The following is a 17,484-nucleotide window of genomic DNA, read 5'->3' as shown; positions in this document are numbered from 1 at the left end:
AAACCCCGGTGGGATAATTCCGCCCCATGAGCATCACCATCAAAGACGCCGCCGGCATCGCAGGCATGCGCGAGGCCTGCCGGCTCGCGTCCGAAGTCCTGGACTACCTGACGCCGCACGTCGCGGCGGGCGTCACGACCAAGGAAATCGACCGGCTCGCCCACGCCTACATGGTCGAGGTGCAGGGCACGCGCTCGGCCACCATCGGCTACCAGCCGCCCGGCTACCCGCCCTACCCGGCCTCGCTGTGCACCTCGCTGAACCACGTGGTCTGCCACGGCATCCCGAACGACAAGCCGCTGAAGAAGGGCGACATCATGAACATCGATGTCACCGTGATCACCAAGGACGGCTGGTTCGGCGACAACAGCCGCATGTACGTGATCGGCGAGGGCACGATCGCCGCGCGCCGCCTGGTGCAGGTCACCTACGAGGCCATGTGGCACGGCATCGTGAAGGTGCGCCCCGGCGCGCGGCTGGGCGACATCGGCCACGCGATCCAGAAGTTCGCCGAAGGCCACGGCTACTCCGTCGTGCGCGAGTTCTGCGGCCACGGCATCGGCAAGCGCTTCCACGAGGAACCGCAGGTGCTGCACTACGGCCGCCCCGGCACCATGGAGGTGCTGGAGCCCGGCATGACCTTCACGATCGAGCCCATGATCAACGCCGGCCGGCGCGAGATCAAGGACGGCCCCGAGAAGGACGGCTGGACCATCGTCACCAAGGACCACTCCCTGTCGGCCCAGTGGGAGCACACCGTGCTCGTCACCGAGACCGGCTACGAGGTGCTGACGCTGTCGGCCGGCAGCCCGCCGCCGCCGGCCTTCGTGCAGCCCCGGCAGTCCACGCCCGCCCCCGCCGCCGCTTGAACACGCTCGCCGCCGCCCCCGCCCCGCAGGCCCCGGCCGGCGATCTGCCGGCCCTGCGCGTGCAGTACCAGCAGCGCAAGGCCGCGCTGCTGCAGACCCTGCGCGACTGCGGCGCCAGCACCCGCAACCTGCACGGCACGCTGCACAGCCTGGCGCAGCTGGCCGACGAGACGCTGCGCCAGCTGTGGCAGCGCGCCGGCATGCCGGAGTCCTGCGCGCTGCTCGCCGTGGGCGGCTTCGGCCGCGCGGAGCTGTTCCCGTACTCCGACGTGGACGTGCTGCTGATGCTGCCCGAGGAGGCCTCGCCCGAGCAGGACGCCGACCTGAAGTCGTGCATCGAGGGCTTCATCGGCAGCTGCTGGGACGTCGGGCTGGAGATCGGCTCCTCGGTGCGCACGCTGCGCGAATGCGTGGCCGAGGCCGAGAAGGACGTGACGGTGCAGACCTCGCTGCTGGAATCGCGCCTGATCGCCGGCCACGCCGGCCTGTACGCGCTGTTCGGCAACCAGTTCCGCAAGGCCATGGACCCGCAGGCCTTCCTGGTCGCCAAGACGCTGGAGATGCGCCAGCGGCACAACAAGTTCGAGAACACGCCCTATTCGCTGGAGCCCAACTGCAAGGAGTCGCCGGGTGGCCTGCGCGACCTGCAGGTGATCCTGTGGATCACCAAGGCCGCCGGCCTGGGCGCGAGCTGGGACGAGCTGGTGCGCAACGGCCTGGCCACGGCGCACGAGGCGCGGCAGATCCGGCGCAACGAGGCGCTGCTGAGCCTGATCCGCGCGCGGCTGCACCTGATCGCCGGCCGCCGGGAGGACCGCCTGGTGTTCGACCTGCAGACCGCCGTGGCCGAATCCTTCGGCTACCGCAGCGACGGCGCCGGCGCCGAGCATCCGGTGCGCCCGAGCGAGCAGCTGATGCGCCACTACTACTGGGCGGCCAAGGCCGTCGCCCAGTTGAACCAGATCCTGCTGCTGAACATCGAGGAACGGCTGAACCCTTCCACGCACGCGCTGCGGCCGATCAACGAACGCTTCTACGAGAAGGCCGGCATGATCGAGGTCGCCAGCGACGACCTCTACCACCGCCACCCGCACGCGATCCTGGAGACCTTCCTGCTGTACGAGAGCACGGTCGGCATCCGCGGGCTGTCGGCGCGCACGCTGCGCGCGCTGTACAACGCGCGCCCGCTGATGACGGCGCGTTTCCGCAACGATCCGGTCAACCGCGAGACCTTCCGCCGCATCCTGATGCAGCCGGCCGGCATCACGCACGCGATGCGGCTGATGAACCAGACCTCGGTGCTGGGGCGCTACCTGTGGGTGTTCCGCAAGATCGTCGGCCAGATGCAGCACGACCTGTTCCACGTCTACACCGTGGACCAGCACATCCTGATGGTGCTGCGCAACATGCGGCGCTTCTTCATCGCCGAGCACGCGCACGAGTACCCGTTCTGCTCGCAGCTGGCCGCCGGCTGGGACAAGCCGTGGATCCTGTACATCGCCGCGCTGTTCCACGACATCGCCAAGGGCCGCGGCGGCGACCATTCCGAACTCGGCGCGCGCGACGTGCGGCGCTTCTGCCTGCAGCACGGCATCGGCCGGCACGACAGCAAGCTGATCGAGTTCCTGGTCGCGGAACACCTGACCATGTCGCGCGTGGCGCAGAAGGCCGACCTGTCCGACCCCGACGTGATCGCCGCCTTCGCCAAGCGGGTCGGCAACGAGCGCTACCTGACCGCGCTGTACCTGCTGACCGTGGCCGACATCCGCGGCACCTCGCCCAAGGTCTGGAACGCCTGGAAGGGCAAGCTGCTGGAAGACCTGTACCGCTACACGCTGCGCGTGCTGGGCGGCCGCGCGCCCGACGCCGACGCCGAGATCGAGGCGCGCAAGCGCGACGCCCTGACCCAGCTGGCGCTGCACGCCGAGCCGTTCGAGTCGCACAAGCAGCTGTGGGACACGCTGGACGTGAGCTACTTCATGCGCCACGAAGCCGGCGACATCGCCTGGCACGCCCGCCAGATCGCCCGCCACCTGCTGCCCGGCGGCGGGCTGGAGCCGCAGACGCCGGCCATCGTGCGGGCGCGCCGCTCGCCGGTCGGCGAGGGGCTGCAGGTGATGGTCTACACCGCCGACCGGGCCGACCTGTTCGCGCGCATCTGCGGCTACTTCGACCACGCCAGCTTCTCGATCGTGGACGCCAAGATCCACACCGCGCGCGACGGCTACGCGCTGGACACCTTCCAGGTCGTCACGTCCATGCTGCCCGAGCACTACCAGGAGCTGATGCACATGGTCGAGGCCGACCTGACGCACGCCCTGGAAGACGCCGGCCCCCTGCCCGCGCCCGGCCGCGGCCGCGTGTCGCGCCGCGTCAAGAGCTTCCCGATCGCGCCGCGGGTGGACATGCACCCCGACGAGAAGGCGCAGCGCTGGCTGCTGTCGATTTCCGCCAGCGACCGGCCCGGCCTGCTGTACCTGGTCGCGCGCGTGCTGGCCCGGTACGAGATCAGCGTGCAGCTCGCCAAGGTGACGACGCTGGGCGAGCGCGTCGAGGACACCTTCCTGCTGCAGGGCCCGGCGCTGCAGCAGAACCGGCTGCAGATCGAGATCGAGACCGAGCTGCTCGAAGCGCTGGAATCGTGATCCCCGGGCGGGTCAGTTGTCGATCACGCGCCGCGTGAACGCCTCCAGGTAGTCCATCAGCGCGTCGGCGCCCTGCACCGCCTCGGCCTCGCTGCCGCGGGCGATGCCGTGGGCCAGCAGCGCGTGGCAGCGCGCGCCCTCCCGGATCTCGCCGGCGTGCTGGTAGGCATACCAGAAGCGCCGGCACTGCGTGACCAGCGGCACCACGGCCGTCACGGCCGAGGCGTTGCGGCAGGCCGCATGGTTGGCCACGTCCAGGTCGTGGTCGGCGCGCATGTAGGCCTTGAGGTCGTCGCGCGCGGCGGCCGCAACCATGCGCTCGGCGCAGTCGGCGATCTGCTGGCGCTCGGCGGCATTCGCGCGGCGCGCCGAACAGGAGGCGATCACGCGTTCGAGCACGCGGCGCGTCAGGATCACATCCAGGTGGTTGGCCAGGTCGATCGGTGCGACCAGCAGGCCACGGCGCGGCTGCTGCACGATCAGCCCGATCGACATCAGCCGCATCAGCGCCTCGCGCACCGGCGTGCGGCCCAGGCCCACGCGCTCGGAGACCTCGGCCTCGACGACGGGGCTGCCGGGCGGCAGGACCATGGTCGAGATCAGGGCCTCGATGGCCTCGTAGGCGATGTCCGCATCGCGCCGCCGGGGCGCAGCCACTTTCTTCGGGATCACGTCCGTCCTCGGGAAACTCCGGATGCCTGACCGTGGCATCGAGCTTGCTACGGATTCTTGCATACGAATAATATATTTCAAATATCCATCAGGAATACCCAAGATGCAGCAGACCGCCCCGTCCCGGCGCCACGCGTTGTCCAGATTGGTGCTCGATGCCTCCGGCGTGGTGCTGCAGGCCGAGCGCCTGCTGATCCTGGCGCTGATGGCGCTGCTGATGCTGCTGATCCTGGTGAATGTGGCCACGCGCTACACCGGCATGCCGATCTACTGGATCGACGAAGCCGCGGTGTACAGCGTGGTCTGGCTGACCTTCGTCGGCGGCTCGGCGATGACGCGGCTGCGCATGGACTTCGCCGTCACGCTGCTGACCGACAAGCTCGGCGTCCGTGCCGCCCGGCTGTTCAGGCTGGCGGCCGGCGGTGGCGTGCTGCTGTTCGGGCTGGCCATGCTGGCGATGTGCTGGATCTGGATGGACCCGCTCGGCATCGCCCGTGCCGGCTTCGATGCCCGGGAGTACGCCGCGCAGTCCTTCAACTTCCTCTACACCGAGCGCACGCAGACATTGAACTGGCCGACCTGGCTGCTGCAAACCGTGCTGCCGCTGTTCGCGCTGACGCTGAGCCTGCATGCCGCCGCCAACCTGGTGGAGGACCTGGGCTGGCACCCGCGCCGGCCGCACGCCGGCTTTCCGAAGGCGGACGCCGAGGCCGTCGTCAACTGAAGGACCGGGCCATGCTCACCACGCTGTTCTTCCTGGCCATCATGCTCGTCGGCGTGCCGATCGGCGTCTGCCTGTGCCTGGCCGGCATGTTCTACATCTGGGACACGAACAACGCGGTGCTGTTCCAGTCGTTCCCGATGCAGATGTTCGGCGGCGTGGACAGCTACGGCCTGATCGCGATCCCGCTGTTCATCCTGATCGGCGAGATCATGAACGGCGGCGGCATCACGCGCCGGCTGGTCGATCTGTCCATGGCCTTCGTCGGCGCGGTCAAGGGCGGGCTGGCCTACGTGAACGTGCTGGCCAACTGCCTGGTGTCGTCCATCATCGGCTCGGCCACCGCGCAGGTGGCCATCATGGCCCAGATCATGGTGCCGGAGATGGAGAAGAAGGGCTACGACAAGACCTTCGCGGCCGGCCTCACGGTCTACGGCGGCATGCTGGGGCCGATCATCCCGCCCTCCGTGATGTTCGTGGTCTACAGCGTGCTGGCCCAGGTGGCCGTCGGCGACATGCTGATCGCCGGCATCCTGCCCGGCATCCTGCTGACCGTGCTGTTCTTCGTCGTGATCGCCTGCATGGGCCTCATCTACGACTACCCGCGCAGCGAGCGGCAATCGCTGCGCGAGCGCGCCAGGACGGTGCTGCAGGCCAGCCCCACGCTGCTGATCCCGGTCGTGATCGTGGGCTCGATCCTGGCCGGCCTGGCCAACCCGACCGAGGCGGCCGCGGTCGGCGCCGTGGCCTCGGCGCTGGTGGGCCGCTACATCACCCGGGAATTCCAGTTCCGCCAGATTCCGCAGATGCTGGTGCGCTCGGGCATCTACTCGGCCATCGTGCTGTTCCTGGTCGCGGCGGCGGCGGTGTTCTCCTGGATCCTGGTCTTCGGCAAGGTGCCGCAGGCCACGGCCGCCTGGATCCAGACGGTCGCCAAGGACCCGATCAGCTTCATGCTGCTGACCAACCTGATCCTGCTGGTCATCGGCACGGTGATCGACGGCATCCCGGGCCTGATCATGACCGTGCCCATCCTGCTGCCGATCGCGACCGACATCTACCACATCGATCCACGGCAGTTCGGCGTGGTCGTCGTGGTGAACCTGGTGCTGGGCCTGATGTCGCCGCCGGTGGGGCTGAGCTTCTTCGTCGCCGCGGCCGTGACCGGTGCCAAGCCCGGCAAGATGTTCGTCGTGACGCTGCCGTTCTTCCTGATCTGCTGCGTGGCGCTGGTGCTGCTCTCGATTTTTCCCAGCCTGTCGCTGGCGCTGATCCAGTAGAGGTTTTCGTCCCCCCTCCCCCCGGAGCCCTTGCCATGACCGTTTCCCGTCGTTCCTTCGTCGCCGGCAGCGCCGCTGCCGCCTCGCTCGCGTTCAGCCCCGTGTTGCGGGCGCAAGCCAGGGAGTTCCGCATCGGCCTGATCACGCCGGCCGGCCATTCCTGGAACCGCGCCGCCGTGGCGTTCGGCGAGGCGCTGAAGAAGGAAACCGGTGGCCGGCTGTCGGCCACGGTGTTCCACTCGGGCCAGCTCGGCAACGAGCCGGCCATGATGCAGCAGCTGCAGTCCGGCGCGCTCGACATGGGCTGGATCCAGGCGGCCGAACTGGGCTCGCGCGTGGCCACGGTGGCGGCGATCAACGCGCCCTACCTGGTGCGCAGCACGGCCGCCGTGGCCAGGCTGGTCAAGACGCCGGCCGCGCTCAAGCTGCTGGACGTGCTGCCGCGCGAGACCGGCACCATCGGCCTGGGCTGGGGCATCACCGGCATGCGCTCGGTGTTCTCGGCCCGGGACCTGGCCAGCTCGGCCGGCCTCAAGGGTCTGAAGCTGCGCATCAATCCCACACCGGTGTACCGCGACTTCTACCAGTCCCTGGGTGCGGCGCCCACGCCGATCCCGACGCCGCAGGTGTTCGACGCCATGGCCAACGGCCAGGTCGATGCGCTGGAGGCCGACATCGAGTTCGCCTGGAATGCGCGCTTCGACAAGGTGTCCAAGGTGATCCTGCAGATGAACGCGCTGTTCATGCCGTTCGCGCCGCTGGTTTCCGGCCGCGTGTGGGCCGCGCTGCCGGAACCGGACAAGGAGCTCATTCGCGCCCAGGTCGCCCGGTCGCTGGACGCGCAGATCCGCGAGATCGCGGACACCGAGCCCGCCCTGCTGGAGAAATTCAAGGCCACCGGCATCGCCATGAAGACCGAGCCGGCCGCCAGCATGGAGGCCAGCATCCAGGCCTTCGACGCGCTGTGGCTGCCCAAGGCGCCGGCGATCGCCGAACTGCGCAAGGTCGGCGCCACTCTTTGAACGTGAACGGATCCCAACCACAGGAGGCATCGATGAACCCCAAAGTCAGCTGGCAGGGCGTGTTCCCCGCCGTCACCACCCAGTTCCGCGACGACATGTCGGTCGACGTGGAGGCCACCGCCAAGGTCATAGACGCACTGATCCAGGACGGCGTGTCCGGCCTGATCGTCTGCGGCACGGTCGGCGAGAACACCTCGCTGTCCACCCGCGAGAAGATCGCCGTCATGGAGGCCGGCCGCGCCGTGGCCAAGGGCCGCGTGCCGGTGATCTGCGGCATCGCCGAATTCACCACCGCCTTCGCCGTGGAGACCGCCAGGGAGGCCGCCCGCATCGGCGTGGACGGCATCATGGTCATGCCGGCCCTGGTCTACAGCTCCAAGCCGCACGAGACGGCGGCGCACTTCCGCACCGTGGCCAAGGCCACCGACCTGCCGGTCATGGTCTACAACAACCCGCCGGTCTACAAGAACGACGTGACGCCGGAGATCCTGGCCTCGCTGGCGGACTGCGAGACCGTCGTCTGCTTCAAGGACAGCTCGGGCGACACGCGCCGCTTCATCGACACGCGCAACATGGTCGGCGACCGCTTCGTGCTGTTCGCGGGCCTGGACGACGTGGTGGTCGAGAGCATCGCCATGGGCGCGGTGGGCTGGGTCTCGGGCATGTCCAATGCCTTCCCGCGCGAAGGCGAGACACTGTTCCGCCTGGCCAAGGCCAGGCGCTTCGACGAGCTGATGCCGCTGTACGAGTGGTTCATGCCGCTGCTGCACCTGGACGCGCGGCCGGACCTGGTGCAGTGCATCAAGCTGTGCGAGCACCTCATGGGCCGCGGCACCTGGCGCACCCGCCCGCCGCGGCTGGAGCTGCCGGCGGCCGACAAGGCGCACGTGGAAGCCATCATGCAGAAGGCGCTGGCGAACCGGCCGGCGCTGCCGGACGTGGGGCTGGCGCGCGGCTGAGCCCGCCGCGGGCCGACACCGGCATCGGGCGGCCGACGGCCGGCCCCCGATGCCCTAGCACTGGCGGCTGCCCCTACAATCGCCGGCTCGCTGGGGGTGCTGGGCGGTTTCCGCCCGGCTGAGATCACACCCTTCGAACCTGTAGCCGCGGGCCTGTCGAGAGCCGGCCCGCTTCTATGTCCGCCGGCCAGCCGGCGGACGTGAGGTAATCCTCGCGCAGGGAAGCATTGACGCGATCCGGCCGTGCCGCCCCTCCTCCGGGTGGCATCTCGAACGGCCAGCACGATCCGGCAGGCCGACCTGCGATGACGTGCCGGAAGCGTTGTCGCATGAACCACACCACCACCACTACCGCGGGCGCGCTGCTGTGCGCGCTGCTGTCCACCACCGCCGCGGCCCAGACGCTGCAGACCGTCACCGTGCAGTCCGGCCGGGCCGCGCCGCAGGCCGACGTCAGCGGCTTCGGCGACGTGCCGCTGAACGAACTGCCGCTGTCGGCCACCGTCGTCGACGGCGCCGCGCTGGCGGCCAGCGGCGCACGCCGGCTGGCGGACCTGACGGCCTTCGACGCCTCGGTCACCGACGCGTACAACGCCCCCGGCTACTGGGATTTCCTGAGCATCCGCGGCTTCGTGCTGGACAACCGCTTCAACTACCGGCGCGAAGGCCTGCCGATCAGCGCCGAGACCTCGATCCCGCTGGACAACAAGGAGCGCATCGAGATCCTGAAAGGCACCAGCGGCATCCAGGCCGGCACCAGCGCGCCGGGCGGGCTGGTCAACTACGTGGTCAAGCGCCCGACCGAGCACGACCTGCGCCGCGCCCGGCTGGAACTCTCCGGGGACGGTGGCGTGCTCGGCGCCGTGGACCTGTCCGGGCGCTTCGGCCAGGACCGCGCGCTCGGCTACCGGCTGAACCTGGCGCACGAGACGCTGCGGCCCCGCCTGCGCGACCTGGACGGCCGCCGCAGCCTGGCGGCGCTGGCGCTGGACTGGCGCGTCAGCCGCGACACCGTGGTCGATGCCGAACTCGAATGGAGCCACAAGCGCCAGCCCAGCCAGGCCGGGTTCAGCCTGCTGGGCGGCGGGCCGCTGCCGGCCGTGCCCGATCCGAGGCTGAACCTGAACAACCAGCCGTGGTCGCAGTCCTCGGTGTTCGGCGCGCTGACCGGCACGCTGCGCATCGAGCAGGCGCTGAACGCGGACTGGCGCTGGTCGGCGCAGGTCGGGCAGCAGCGGCTGCGCACCGACGACCGGATGGCCTACCCGTTCGGCTGCAGCGCCGAGGACACCTACGACCGCTACTGCAGCGACGGCACCTACGACGTCTACGACTTCCGCAGCGAGCACGAGCAGCGGCGGCAGACCGCCGGCCAGCTCAAGCTGAAGGGCCGCCTGGCGGCGGGCGGCGTGACGCACGACCTCACCGCCGGACTGCTGGCCGCGCGCGTGCGCAACCGCTTCCAGGACCAGGCCAACAACTGGGTCGGCCTGGGCAACGTCGAGGGCACGGCGATCGTCCCGGCCGATCCCCTGCTCACCCAGCCCAACACCAACCGTGACGAGCGTTCGCTGGAGCTGTCGCTGCAGGACGCGATCCGCTGGACGCCGCAGTGGAGCACCTGGTTCGGCCTGCGGCACACCCGGCTGCACCGCGAGAGCGTGGACACGCACGGCGCGGAGGCCACCGGCTACGACAGCCACCTGACCACGCCCTGGGTCGCCGTGGGCTACCAGGTCGCCGGCGGCCCGCTGCTCTACGCCAGCCATGGCCAGGGCGTCGAGTCGGCCCTGGTGCCGAACCGCCCGGAGGACTACAGCAACTACGGCGTCGCGCTGCCGGTGCGCAAGTCGCGCCAGTGGGAAGTCGGCGCCAAGGGCGGCGACGCGGCATGGAACTGGCAGCTGGCCTGGTTCCGCATCGTCCGTCCGATGACCAACATCGACGCCTGCACGGAGCGGTGCCAGGGCGCCTACGACGGCGACGCCGTGCACCAGGGGCTGGAGGGCGCGCTGGGATGGCGCGCCGGCCGCTGGCAGCTGGATGCCGGCGCCACCTGGATCGACGCCGAGCGGCGCGGCAGCCTGGCCGCCCCCGGCGTGAACGGCCAGCGGCCCGTCAACGTGCCGCGCTGGGTGGCGCGCGGGCGGGCCTCGTACGCCGTGGCGGCGGTGCCCGGCCTGTCGATCGACGGCGTACTCGTGCACGAGGGCCGCCGCGCCGTGTTGCCCGACGGCTCGATGCAGTTGCCGTCCTGGACGCGCCTGGACGCCGCGGTGCGCTACGCCACCCGCGTGCAGGGCATGGCGACCCACTGGACGCTGGGCGTGGAAAACCTGGCCGACCGCCGCTACTGGAAAGAGTCGCCCACCCAGTTCGGCCACGTCTACCTGTTCGCCGGCGCACCGCGCACGCTACGGCTGGCGATGCAGGCCGACTTCTGATCCCCGAAATTTCGGGCTATAATCGCGGGCTTCCGTTCCTCAATAGCTCAGTCGGTAGAGCGCCGGACTGTTAATCCGTAGGTCCCTGGTTCGAGCCCAGGTTGAGGAGCCAGAGAATTTCCCGAGAACCGACTTTCATTCCTCAATAGCTCAGTCGGTAGAGCGCCGGACTGTTAATCCGTAGGTCCCTGGTTCGAGCCCAGGTTGAGGAGCCATGAAAATCAAGGGGCTGGACTGGTTCCAGCCCCTTTTGCTTTCTGGCTCGGTGCCCAATGTGCGGCCCCACGCACATCGACCAGCCGGCCGGCATACGCAGCCGGATGACCGGCAGCCAGGTACGCGTGGCGCCGCACCACCGAAGAAGCTGTCAGCGGTGCCTATTGCAGCTTCACGGACCTGCGAATGCGGTCATACAGGGCGGTTTCCCATTTGCTGGCGGGCACGAAGTGCCCCTTCCGGCCCAGATCGCCCTTCTCGATGCGCATTCCGTCCGCGTCGCTGACGTGGAGTGGACGACGCGCCAGTTGTCTGCCGCGCTGCTGACCGTGTTGCCGTCGGCGCCCTTGTATAGGCGAAGACCGGAACAAGTCGCCTTTGTTGGCGCAGCGGGCGCGCTGGTGGCGGGCGTGGCCGCGTTGATCTGCTCGATGGTGTGATTGAGACCTTGCGGTCATCGCAAGACGCAGCCAGCGTGCTGTGCTCGCAGCGCCAGGTGCCCGTCCACCAGCAGCACGGATCGACGGCGTCGAAGGCGACGCACTTCGGATGCCGACCTTTCGCACTGGCATGCGTACGACGACGCCGGGCGCAGGAAATACCTCTTCGGCGACGAGCACCCACTGCTGGCCAAGATGACCGAGAGAACCGACTTCACGCCGCAGGCGCCGGCCCGCGCACCGTCGGCATCCGTGGTCGACGCCCATTCCGGTCGGTACGGAGTTCGTGGTGGAAGACACGCCCGACGGCATCCTGCTCAGGCCCGTCGCCAGGGCGTCCGCAACGCGCATCGAAGACGTGGCCGGCAGCCTCCAGCCGCGCCGGCCGCGCGTGAGCCTGGCCCAGATGGAAGACGCCATCGTGCGCGAAGCGAAGCAGCGCCATGCTCGCGGTCGATACCAGTGTCGTCGTCCGCTTCCTGATCGCCGACGACCCGGTCCAGCACAAGCGTGCGGTCGCGCTGTTCAGCAGCCACGACATCTGGCTGCCCAAGACCGTGCTGCTGGAAACCGAGTGGGTGCTGCGCAGCGCCTTCGGCTTCGAGCCGGCCGAGATCGAACAGGCATTGCGCAAGCTGATTGCGCTGCCGCGCGTCCGCTGCGAAGACCTGGGCGCCTCTTCTTTGGCGCTCGACGGGCTGGCCGCGGGGCTGGACTTCGGCGACGCGCTGCACCAGCGCAGTAGCCCGGGTGCCGACGAAGGCTTCGCCACCTTCGACACGCGCTTCGCGAAGCGAGCGCGCAAGCTCTGGCCAACGGTCAAGGTCGTTGTCCCCTGACTACTGTTGGCCATCGCCATGGCAGCGACCGACGCCCAGACCCCGGTTCGTGGCACTGCGCCAGTCTCCTCGCCTTGAACTGCGTGCCGTGTACTCGCCGCTTCGATGATGCCGCGGAGACTTACCGATCTTCGGTGCCAGCACTACGGCGGTGTGGCCAGCTCAATGTTGAGTCGCCGTCGGCGACCTTCGTACCAACCCTAGTGAGGTTGGCATGCATTTCGCGTTATGGTTGCGCCTGGTTTTCAGCAAGGTGCAACCAGCACAACATCGTCGAAGGCGAACAGTCAAATGGCTCTTACAACGTTGGGCGTCAAGGTGGACGAAACCTTACGCCTGCGGCTCAAGGCTGCCGCAGATGCCCTGGGGCGTACGCCGCACTGGTTCATCAAGCAGTCGGTGCTGAGCGCCATCGAGAAGGTCGAAGGCGGCCTGGTGCCGGGCCGCATGCACGATGCCGGTGAACTGGGCACCGCCCTGGGCGGCCCGGCGCACCTGGAAGGTGCAACCCAGGTTTTCGAGACGGCACAGCAAGTGCAACCCTTTCTGGCGTTCGCGCAGTCGGTGGCGCCGCAATCGGTCCGGCGCGCGGCCATCACCGCCGCCTACCGCCGCCCCGAGCCGGAATGCCTGCCCACGCTGATCGCCCAGGCGCGCCAGCCGGCCGCGCAGGTCCGGCAGGCGGCCGACCTGGCCCGCAGGCTGGTCGAGGCGCTGCGCGCCAAGCGCGCCAGCGGCGGGGTCGAGGGGCTACTGCAGGAATTCTCCCTGTCCAGCCAGGAAGGCGTGGCGCTGATGTGCCTGGCCGAGGCGCTGCTGCGCATCCCCGACCGCGCCACCCGCGATGCGCTGATCCGCGACAAGATCAGCCAGGGCGACTGGCAGGCCCACGTGGGGCGCTCGCCCTCGATGTTCGTCAACGCTGCCACCTGGGGCCTGCTGCTCACGGGCCGGCTGGTGGCCACCAGCAGCGAGAAGTCGCTGGGCTCGGCGCTGTCGCGCCTGATCGGCAAGGGCGGCGAGCCGCTGATCCGCAAGGGCGTGGACATGGCCATGCGCCTGATGGGCGAGCAGTTCGTCAGCGGCGAGACGATCTCCGCCGCGCTGGCCCATGGCCGCAAGTACGAGGCCAAGGGCTTTCGCTACTCCTACGACATGCTGGGCGAGGCCGCGACCACGGCCGAGGACGCGCAGCGCTACTTCTCGCTGTACGAGCAGGCCATCCACGCCATCGGCCGCGCCAGCGCCGGCCGTGGCATCTACGAGGGGCCGGGCATTTCCATCAAGCTGTCGGCGCTGCACCCGCGCTACGCCCGCGCGCAGCACGAACGGGTGATGGCCGAGCTGCTGCCGCGCGTGCGCGAACTAGCGCTGCTGGCGCGCCGCTACGACATCGGCCTGAACATCGACGCCGAGGAGGCCGACCGGCTGGAGCTGTCGCTGGACCTGCTGGAGCCACTGTGCTTCGACCCGGCGCTGCAGGGCTGGGACGGCATCGGCTTCGTGGTGCAGGCCTACCAGAAGCGCTGCCCCTACGTGATCGACCACCTGGTCGAGCTGGCGCAGCGCAGCCGGCGGCGCCTGATGGTGCGCCTGGTCAAGGGCGCCTACTGGGACAGCGAGATCAAGCGCGCCCAGGTCGACGGGCTGGAGGACTACCCGGTGTTCACGCGCAAGGTGCACACCGACGTGTCGTACCTGGCCTGCGCGCGCCGCCTGCTCGCGGCGCCGCAGCAGGTCTATCCGCAGTTCGCGACGCACAACGCCTACACGCTGGCCGCCATCCACCAGATGGCCGGCAGCAACTATTACCCGGGCCAGTACGAGTTCCAGTGCCTGCACGGCATGGGCGAGCCGCTGTACGAGAAGGTGGTGGGCCCGGTGGCCGAGGGCGGGCTGGCGCGGCCCTGCCGCATCTACGCGCCGGTGGGCACGCACGAGACGCTGCTGGCCTACCTGGTACGCCGCCTGCTGGAGAACGGCGCCAACACCTCGTTCGTCCACCAGCTCGCCGATCCGGAGATGCCCGTGGAGGCCCTGATCGCCGACCCGGTGGCAGCGGCCGAGGGCATCGTGCCGCTCGGCGCTGCGCACCCGCGCATCGCGCTGCCGGCGGACCTGTACCGCGACGGCACGGGGCATGGGCGTGCCAACGCGCAGGGCCTGGACCTGAGCAACGAGCAGCGCCTGGCCTCGCTGGCGGCCGCGCTGCTGGGCGGCGTGGCGCAGCCCGGGCGCGCCGCGCCCACCGGCATCGCGTGGGACGAGGCGCGCGCACAGCCGGTGCGCAACCCGGCCGATCGCCGCGACCTGGTGGGTCACGTGGTCGAGGCCACGGCCGAGGAGGTCGAGCGCGCCCTTGCGGTGGCCGAAGCCGAATGCCCGATCTGGCAGTCCACGCCGGTGGCGGTGCGGGCGCAGTGCCTGGAGCGCGCCGCGCAGGCGCTGGAGGCGCAGATGCAGCCGCTGCTCGGCCTGATCGTGCGCGAGGCCGGCAAGACGCTGCCCAACGCCATCGCCGAGGTGCGCGAGGCGGTGGACTTCCTGCGCTACTACGCGGCGCAGGCGCGCACCGAGCTGGCCGCCGGCAGCGCCCGGCCGCTCGGCCCGGTGGTGTGCATCAGCCCGTGGAACTTCCCGCTGGCCATCTTCACCGGCCAGGTGGCCGCCGCGCTGGCGGCGGGCAACGTGGTGCTGGCCAAGCCGGCCGAGCAGACGCCGCTGGTCGCCGCGCGCATGGTGGCCCTGCTGCACGAGGCCGGCGTGCCGCCCGGTGCCGTGCAGTTGCTGCCGGGCGCGGGCGAAACCGTCGGCGCCGGCCTGGTGGCCGACGAGCGCGTGCGCGGGGTGATGTTCACCGGCTCGACGGAGGTGGCGCGCCACATCGCGCGCACGCTGGCCCGGCGGCTGGACGCGGCGGGCCGCACCATCCCGCTGATCGCCGAGACCGGCGGCCAGAACGCCATGGTGGTCGACTCCTCCGCGCTGGCGGAGCAGGTGGTGCTGGACGTGCTGCAGTCCGCCTTCGACTCGGCCGGGCAGCGCTGCTCTGCCCTGCGCCTGCTGTGCGTGCAGGAGGACGTGGCCGACCGGTTGCTGCACATGCTGCACGGCGCCCTGCGCGAACTGGCCGTCGGCAACCCCGACCGCCTGGCCACCGACGTCGGGCCCGTGATCGACGGCGCCGCCTGCGACGGCATCGAACGCCACGTGGCGGCGATGCAGGCCGCTGGCTGCCGCGTCGAGCGGCTGGCGCTGCCGCCCGCCTGCGCCCACGGCAGCTTCGTCGCACCGACGCTGATCGAGATCGACAGCCCGGCCCAGCTGGAACGCGAGGTCTTCGGCCCGGTGCTGCACGTGCTGCGCTTCCGCCGGGAAGGCCTGGCGGCGCTGGTCGACGCCATCAACGCCACCGGCTACGGCCTGACCTTCGGGCTGCACACGCGCATCGACGAGACCATCGCGCAGGTGACGGCGCGCGTGCGTGCCGGCAACGTCTACGTCAACCGCAACATCGTCGGCGCTGTCGTCGGCGTGCAGCCGTTCGGCGGCGAGGGCCTGTCGGGCACCGGGCCCAAGGCCGGCGGGCCGCTGTACCTGCACCGCCTGCTGTCGGACGGGCCCGCGCCGGCGCTGCGCACCGGCGTGGCGCTCGAGCTGCCCGGCCCGACCGGCGAGCGCAACCTCTACAGCCTGATGCCGCGCGGCACCGTGCTGTGCGTGGCGGCCACGCCGCCCGGCGCGCAGGCACAGTGGGAGGCGCTGCACCCGCCGGGCAACCGGGCGCTGTGGGTCGATACGCCGGCGGCGCGCGCCTGGGTGGCGGCCCTGCCCGAGGCCGAGCGCGCCGACGCTGCCTTCGTCGCCGAGGCGGCGCTGGACGAGGCCGCCTTCGACGCGGTGCTGTTCGAGGGCGATCCCGACGCGCTGCGCGCCCTGCACCAGCGCGTGGCCGCCCGCGAAGGCCCCATCGTGCCGGTGCAGGGCCTGGCGAGCGCGGACATCGCGGCCGGGCGCGCGCGCTACGCCGGCGAGCGCCTGGTGGTCGAGCGCTGCATCAGCACCAACACCGCCGCCGCTGGCGGCAACGCCTCGCTCATGACCATCGGCTGAGAGTCGTTCCCGCCCCACCCCTTTCCCCCGCCCGCGGCCGCCGCGCCGCATCCCTCCACCCAGAAACCGAGGAATCCTTCCATGAACCTGAACCGCCGCCACACCCTCGCCCTGGCCGCACTGGCGCTCGCCGCCTCGACCACGCACGCCCAGGCCCAGGACAGCGTGCGCATGGGCGCCGTGCTGTCGCTCACTGGCTCCAACGCCACCGTCGGCGAGGACGTGCGCCGCGCCGTCATGCTGGCGGTGGAGAAGGTCAACGCCGGCGGCGGCGTGCTGGGCAAGAAATTCGACGTGGTCGTCGAGGATTCCGGCGGCAACGCGACCACGGCCCTGAACGCCGCGCGCAAGCTGGCCACGGTGGACAAGGTGCCGGTCGTCATCGGCGAATACTCCTCGGGCATCACGCTGCCCATGGCGCAGTACCTGGTCAAGGCAGGCGTCACGCACATCAACATCGCCAGCACCAGCGTCAAGATCCGCGACCTGGGCGCGACCTCGTTCAACCTGATCGGCCTGGAGAACCTGGGCAACAAGTTCTCGGCCGCCGATGCCTGGGCGCTGGGCTACCGCAAGGTCGGCATGCTGGCGCCCAACAACGCCTACGGCCAGGGCGTGGCCCACGGCTTCAAGGAAGAGTTCGAGAAGCTGGGCGGCAAGGTCGTGACCGAGCTGCTCTACACGCAGGGCCAGTCCACCTACCGGCGCGAGCTGCAGCAGATGTCGCGCAGCGAGCCCGATGCCTACATCTACACCGCCTACGGCCAGGAGTCGGCCGTCATCAACCGCGAGGCCATGGAGCTGGGCCTGCGCCAGAAGCCCTGGTACGCGATCCTGCTGAGCATGAGCCTGTCGGACACGCCGGCCGACATCGCCAAGGGCCAGCTCGGCATGGAGGTGGGCAACGTGTACGGCGACGCCGGCAAGGCCTACGCTGAAGCCTTCGCGGCCAAGTACAAGGAAGGCATGAAGACCTCCTACACCGGCTACGCCTACGACGCCGTGATGCTGACCGCGGCCGCGATGAACAAGGCCAAGTCCACCGACGCAGCGGCCGTGCAGGCCGCGCTCAAGGAGATCGGCAAGGGCGGCTACGTGGGCGTGACCGGCCCCATCGTCTTCGACGCCGACCGCCAGCGCGTCGATCCGCCCTACGCCAAGCTGAAGTTCGACGGCAAGGTCGTCCCGCGCTGACCGCGCCCGCCGCGCCGCCGCCCCGCGCGGGCGGCGGCGCGCCCCTCCACGAGCAGCCCCCGGCGGCGAC

General features: G+C 70.2%; 12 protein-coding genes and 2 tRNA genes. 13 read left to right on the top strand and 1 reads right to left on the bottom strand.

Annotation, left to right across the window (positions count from 1 at the left end):
- Positions 1 to 26 precede the first annotated feature (26 nt).
- Positions 27 to 869: a type I methionyl aminopeptidase gene (map, locus tag QM782_RS21005; protein WP_415204818.1), complete on the top strand. Its 843-nt coding sequence runs from the start codon at positions 27 to 29 to the stop codon at positions 867 to 869.
- A complete protein-coding gene (locus tag QM782_RS21000) occupies positions 866 to 3,514 on the top strand; it encodes a [protein-PII] uridylyltransferase (RefSeq protein ID WP_415204817.1) in 2,649 nt (882 codons plus the stop codon). The genes map and QM782_RS21000 overlap by 4 nt, the downstream gene beginning before the upstream one ends.
- A 12-nt stretch (positions 3,515 to 3,526) precedes the next feature.
- Here the strand turns inward: QM782_RS21000 and QM782_RS20995 are convergent, their stop codons facing one another.
- A complete protein-coding gene (locus QM782_RS20995; RefSeq protein WP_415204816.1) occupies positions 3,527 to 4,225 on the bottom strand; it encodes a GntR family transcriptional regulator in 699 nt (232 codons plus the stop codon).
- 64 nt (positions 4,226 to 4,289) lie between these two features.
- Between QM782_RS20995 and QM782_RS20990 the strand changes: the two genes are divergently transcribed.
- The 11 genes from QM782_RS20990 (at position 4,290) to QM782_RS20940 (ending at position 17,414) form a co-directional block, all read left to right on the top strand.
- Positions 4,290 to 4,910, top strand: coding sequence for a TRAP transporter small permease (locus QM782_RS20990; RefSeq protein ID WP_415204815.1), 621 nt, complete (start codon positions 4,290 to 4,292; stop codon positions 4,908 to 4,910).
- 11 nt (positions 4,911 to 4,921) lie between these two features.
- On the top strand, positions 4,922 to 6,187 hold the full coding sequence (locus tag QM782_RS20985; RefSeq protein ID WP_415204814.1) for a TRAP transporter large permease: 1,266 nt from the start codon (positions 4,922 to 4,924) through the stop codon (positions 6,185 to 6,187).
- A gap of 35 nt (positions 6,188 to 6,222) precedes the next feature.
- Positions 6,223 to 7,209: a TRAP transporter substrate-binding protein gene (locus QM782_RS20980; RefSeq protein ID WP_415204813.1), complete on the top strand. Its 987-nt coding sequence runs from the start codon at positions 6,223 to 6,225 to the stop codon at positions 7,207 to 7,209.
- A gap of 32 nt (positions 7,210 to 7,241) precedes the next feature.
- The gene (locus tag QM782_RS20975; RefSeq protein ID WP_415204812.1) at positions 7,242 to 8,168 is read left to right on the top strand and encodes a dihydrodipicolinate synthase family protein; all 927 of its coding nucleotides are present in this window, start codon (positions 7,242 to 7,244) and stop codon (positions 8,166 to 8,168) included.
- Between the two features lie 329 nt (positions 8,169 to 8,497).
- Positions 8,498 to 10,612 carry a TonB-dependent siderophore receptor gene (locus QM782_RS20970; RefSeq protein ID WP_415204811.1) on the top strand — a complete coding sequence of 705 codons (2,115 nt, stop codon included), beginning with the start codon at positions 8,498 to 8,500 and terminating at the stop codon, positions 10,610 to 10,612.
- 36 nt (positions 10,613 to 10,648) lie between these two features.
- A tRNA-Asn gene (locus QM782_RS20965) sits at positions 10,649 to 10,724 on the top strand.
- A 27-nt stretch (positions 10,725 to 10,751) separates the two neighbouring features.
- Positions 10,752 to 10,827: transfer RNA gene (locus QM782_RS20960), tRNA-Asn, on the top strand.
- A gap of 231 nt (positions 10,828 to 11,058) precedes the next feature.
- Positions 11,059 to 11,268 carry a hypothetical protein gene (locus QM782_RS20955; RefSeq protein WP_415204810.1) on the top strand — a complete coding sequence of 70 codons (210 nt, stop codon included), beginning with the start codon at positions 11,059 to 11,061 and terminating at the stop codon, positions 11,266 to 11,268.
- 443 nt (positions 11,269 to 11,711) lie between these two features.
- Positions 11,712 to 12,107, top strand: a complete 396-nt coding sequence (locus QM782_RS20950) for a type II toxin-antitoxin system VapC family toxin (RefSeq protein ID WP_415204809.1) — start codon at positions 11,712 to 11,714, stop codon at positions 12,105 to 12,107.
- Positions 12,108 to 12,398: 291 nt separating this feature from the next.
- Positions 12,399 to 16,220 (top strand): trifunctional transcriptional regulator/proline dehydrogenase/L-glutamate gamma-semialdehyde dehydrogenase, encoded by a 3,822-nt coding sequence (gene putA, locus QM782_RS20945; protein WP_415204808.1) that lies wholly within the window; start codon positions 12,399 to 12,401, stop codon positions 16,218 to 16,220.
- 81 nt (positions 16,221 to 16,301) lie between these two features.
- On the top strand, positions 16,302 to 17,414 hold the full coding sequence (locus QM782_RS20940; RefSeq protein WP_415204807.1) for an ABC transporter substrate-binding protein: 1,113 nt from the start codon (positions 16,302 to 16,304) through the stop codon (positions 17,412 to 17,414).
- Positions 17,415 to 17,484: the final 70 nt, after the last annotated feature.

Source organism: Pseudorhodoferax sp., assembly GCF_047601025.1.
GTDB lineage: Bacteria > Pseudomonadota > Gammaproteobacteria > Burkholderiales > Burkholderiaceae_C > Pseudorhodoferax.
This window is presented reverse-complemented; position numbering and strand designations above follow the sequence as displayed.

Bases quoted from the DNA above. Each gene is read 5' to 3' on its own strand.
- QM782_RS20985 (WP_415204814.1), top strand. From the start codon at position 4,922: ATGCTCACCACGCTGTTCTTCCTGGCCATCATGCTCGTCGGCGTGCCG.
- map (WP_415204818.1), top strand. From the start codon at position 27: ATGAGCATCACCATCAAAGACGCCGCCGGCATCGCAGGCATGCGCGAG.
- QM782_RS20995 (WP_415204816.1), bottom strand. From the start codon at position 4,225: ATGCCACGGTCAGGCATCCGGAGTTTCCCGAGGACGGACGTGATCCCG.
- QM782_RS20940 (WP_415204807.1), top strand. From the start codon at position 16,302: ATGAACCTGAACCGCCGCCACACCCTCGCCCTGGCCGCACTGGCGCTC.
- QM782_RS20975 (WP_415204812.1), top strand. From the start codon at position 7,242: ATGAACCCCAAAGTCAGCTGGCAGGGCGTGTTCCCCGCCGTCACCACC.
- QM782_RS20970 (WP_415204811.1), top strand. From the start codon at position 8,498: ATGAACCACACCACCACCACTACCGCGGGCGCGCTGCTGTGCGCGCTG.
- QM782_RS20990 (WP_415204815.1), top strand. From the start codon at position 4,290: ATGCAGCAGACCGCCCCGTCCCGGCGCCACGCGTTGTCCAGATTGGTG.
- QM782_RS20980 (WP_415204813.1), top strand. From the start codon at position 6,223: ATGACCGTTTCCCGTCGTTCCTTCGTCGCCGGCAGCGCCGCTGCCGCC.
- QM782_RS20950 (WP_415204809.1), top strand. From the start codon at position 11,712: ATGCTCGCGGTCGATACCAGTGTCGTCGTCCGCTTCCTGATCGCCGAC.
- putA (WP_415204808.1), top strand. From the start codon at position 12,399: ATGGCTCTTACAACGTTGGGCGTCAAGGTGGACGAAACCTTACGCCTG.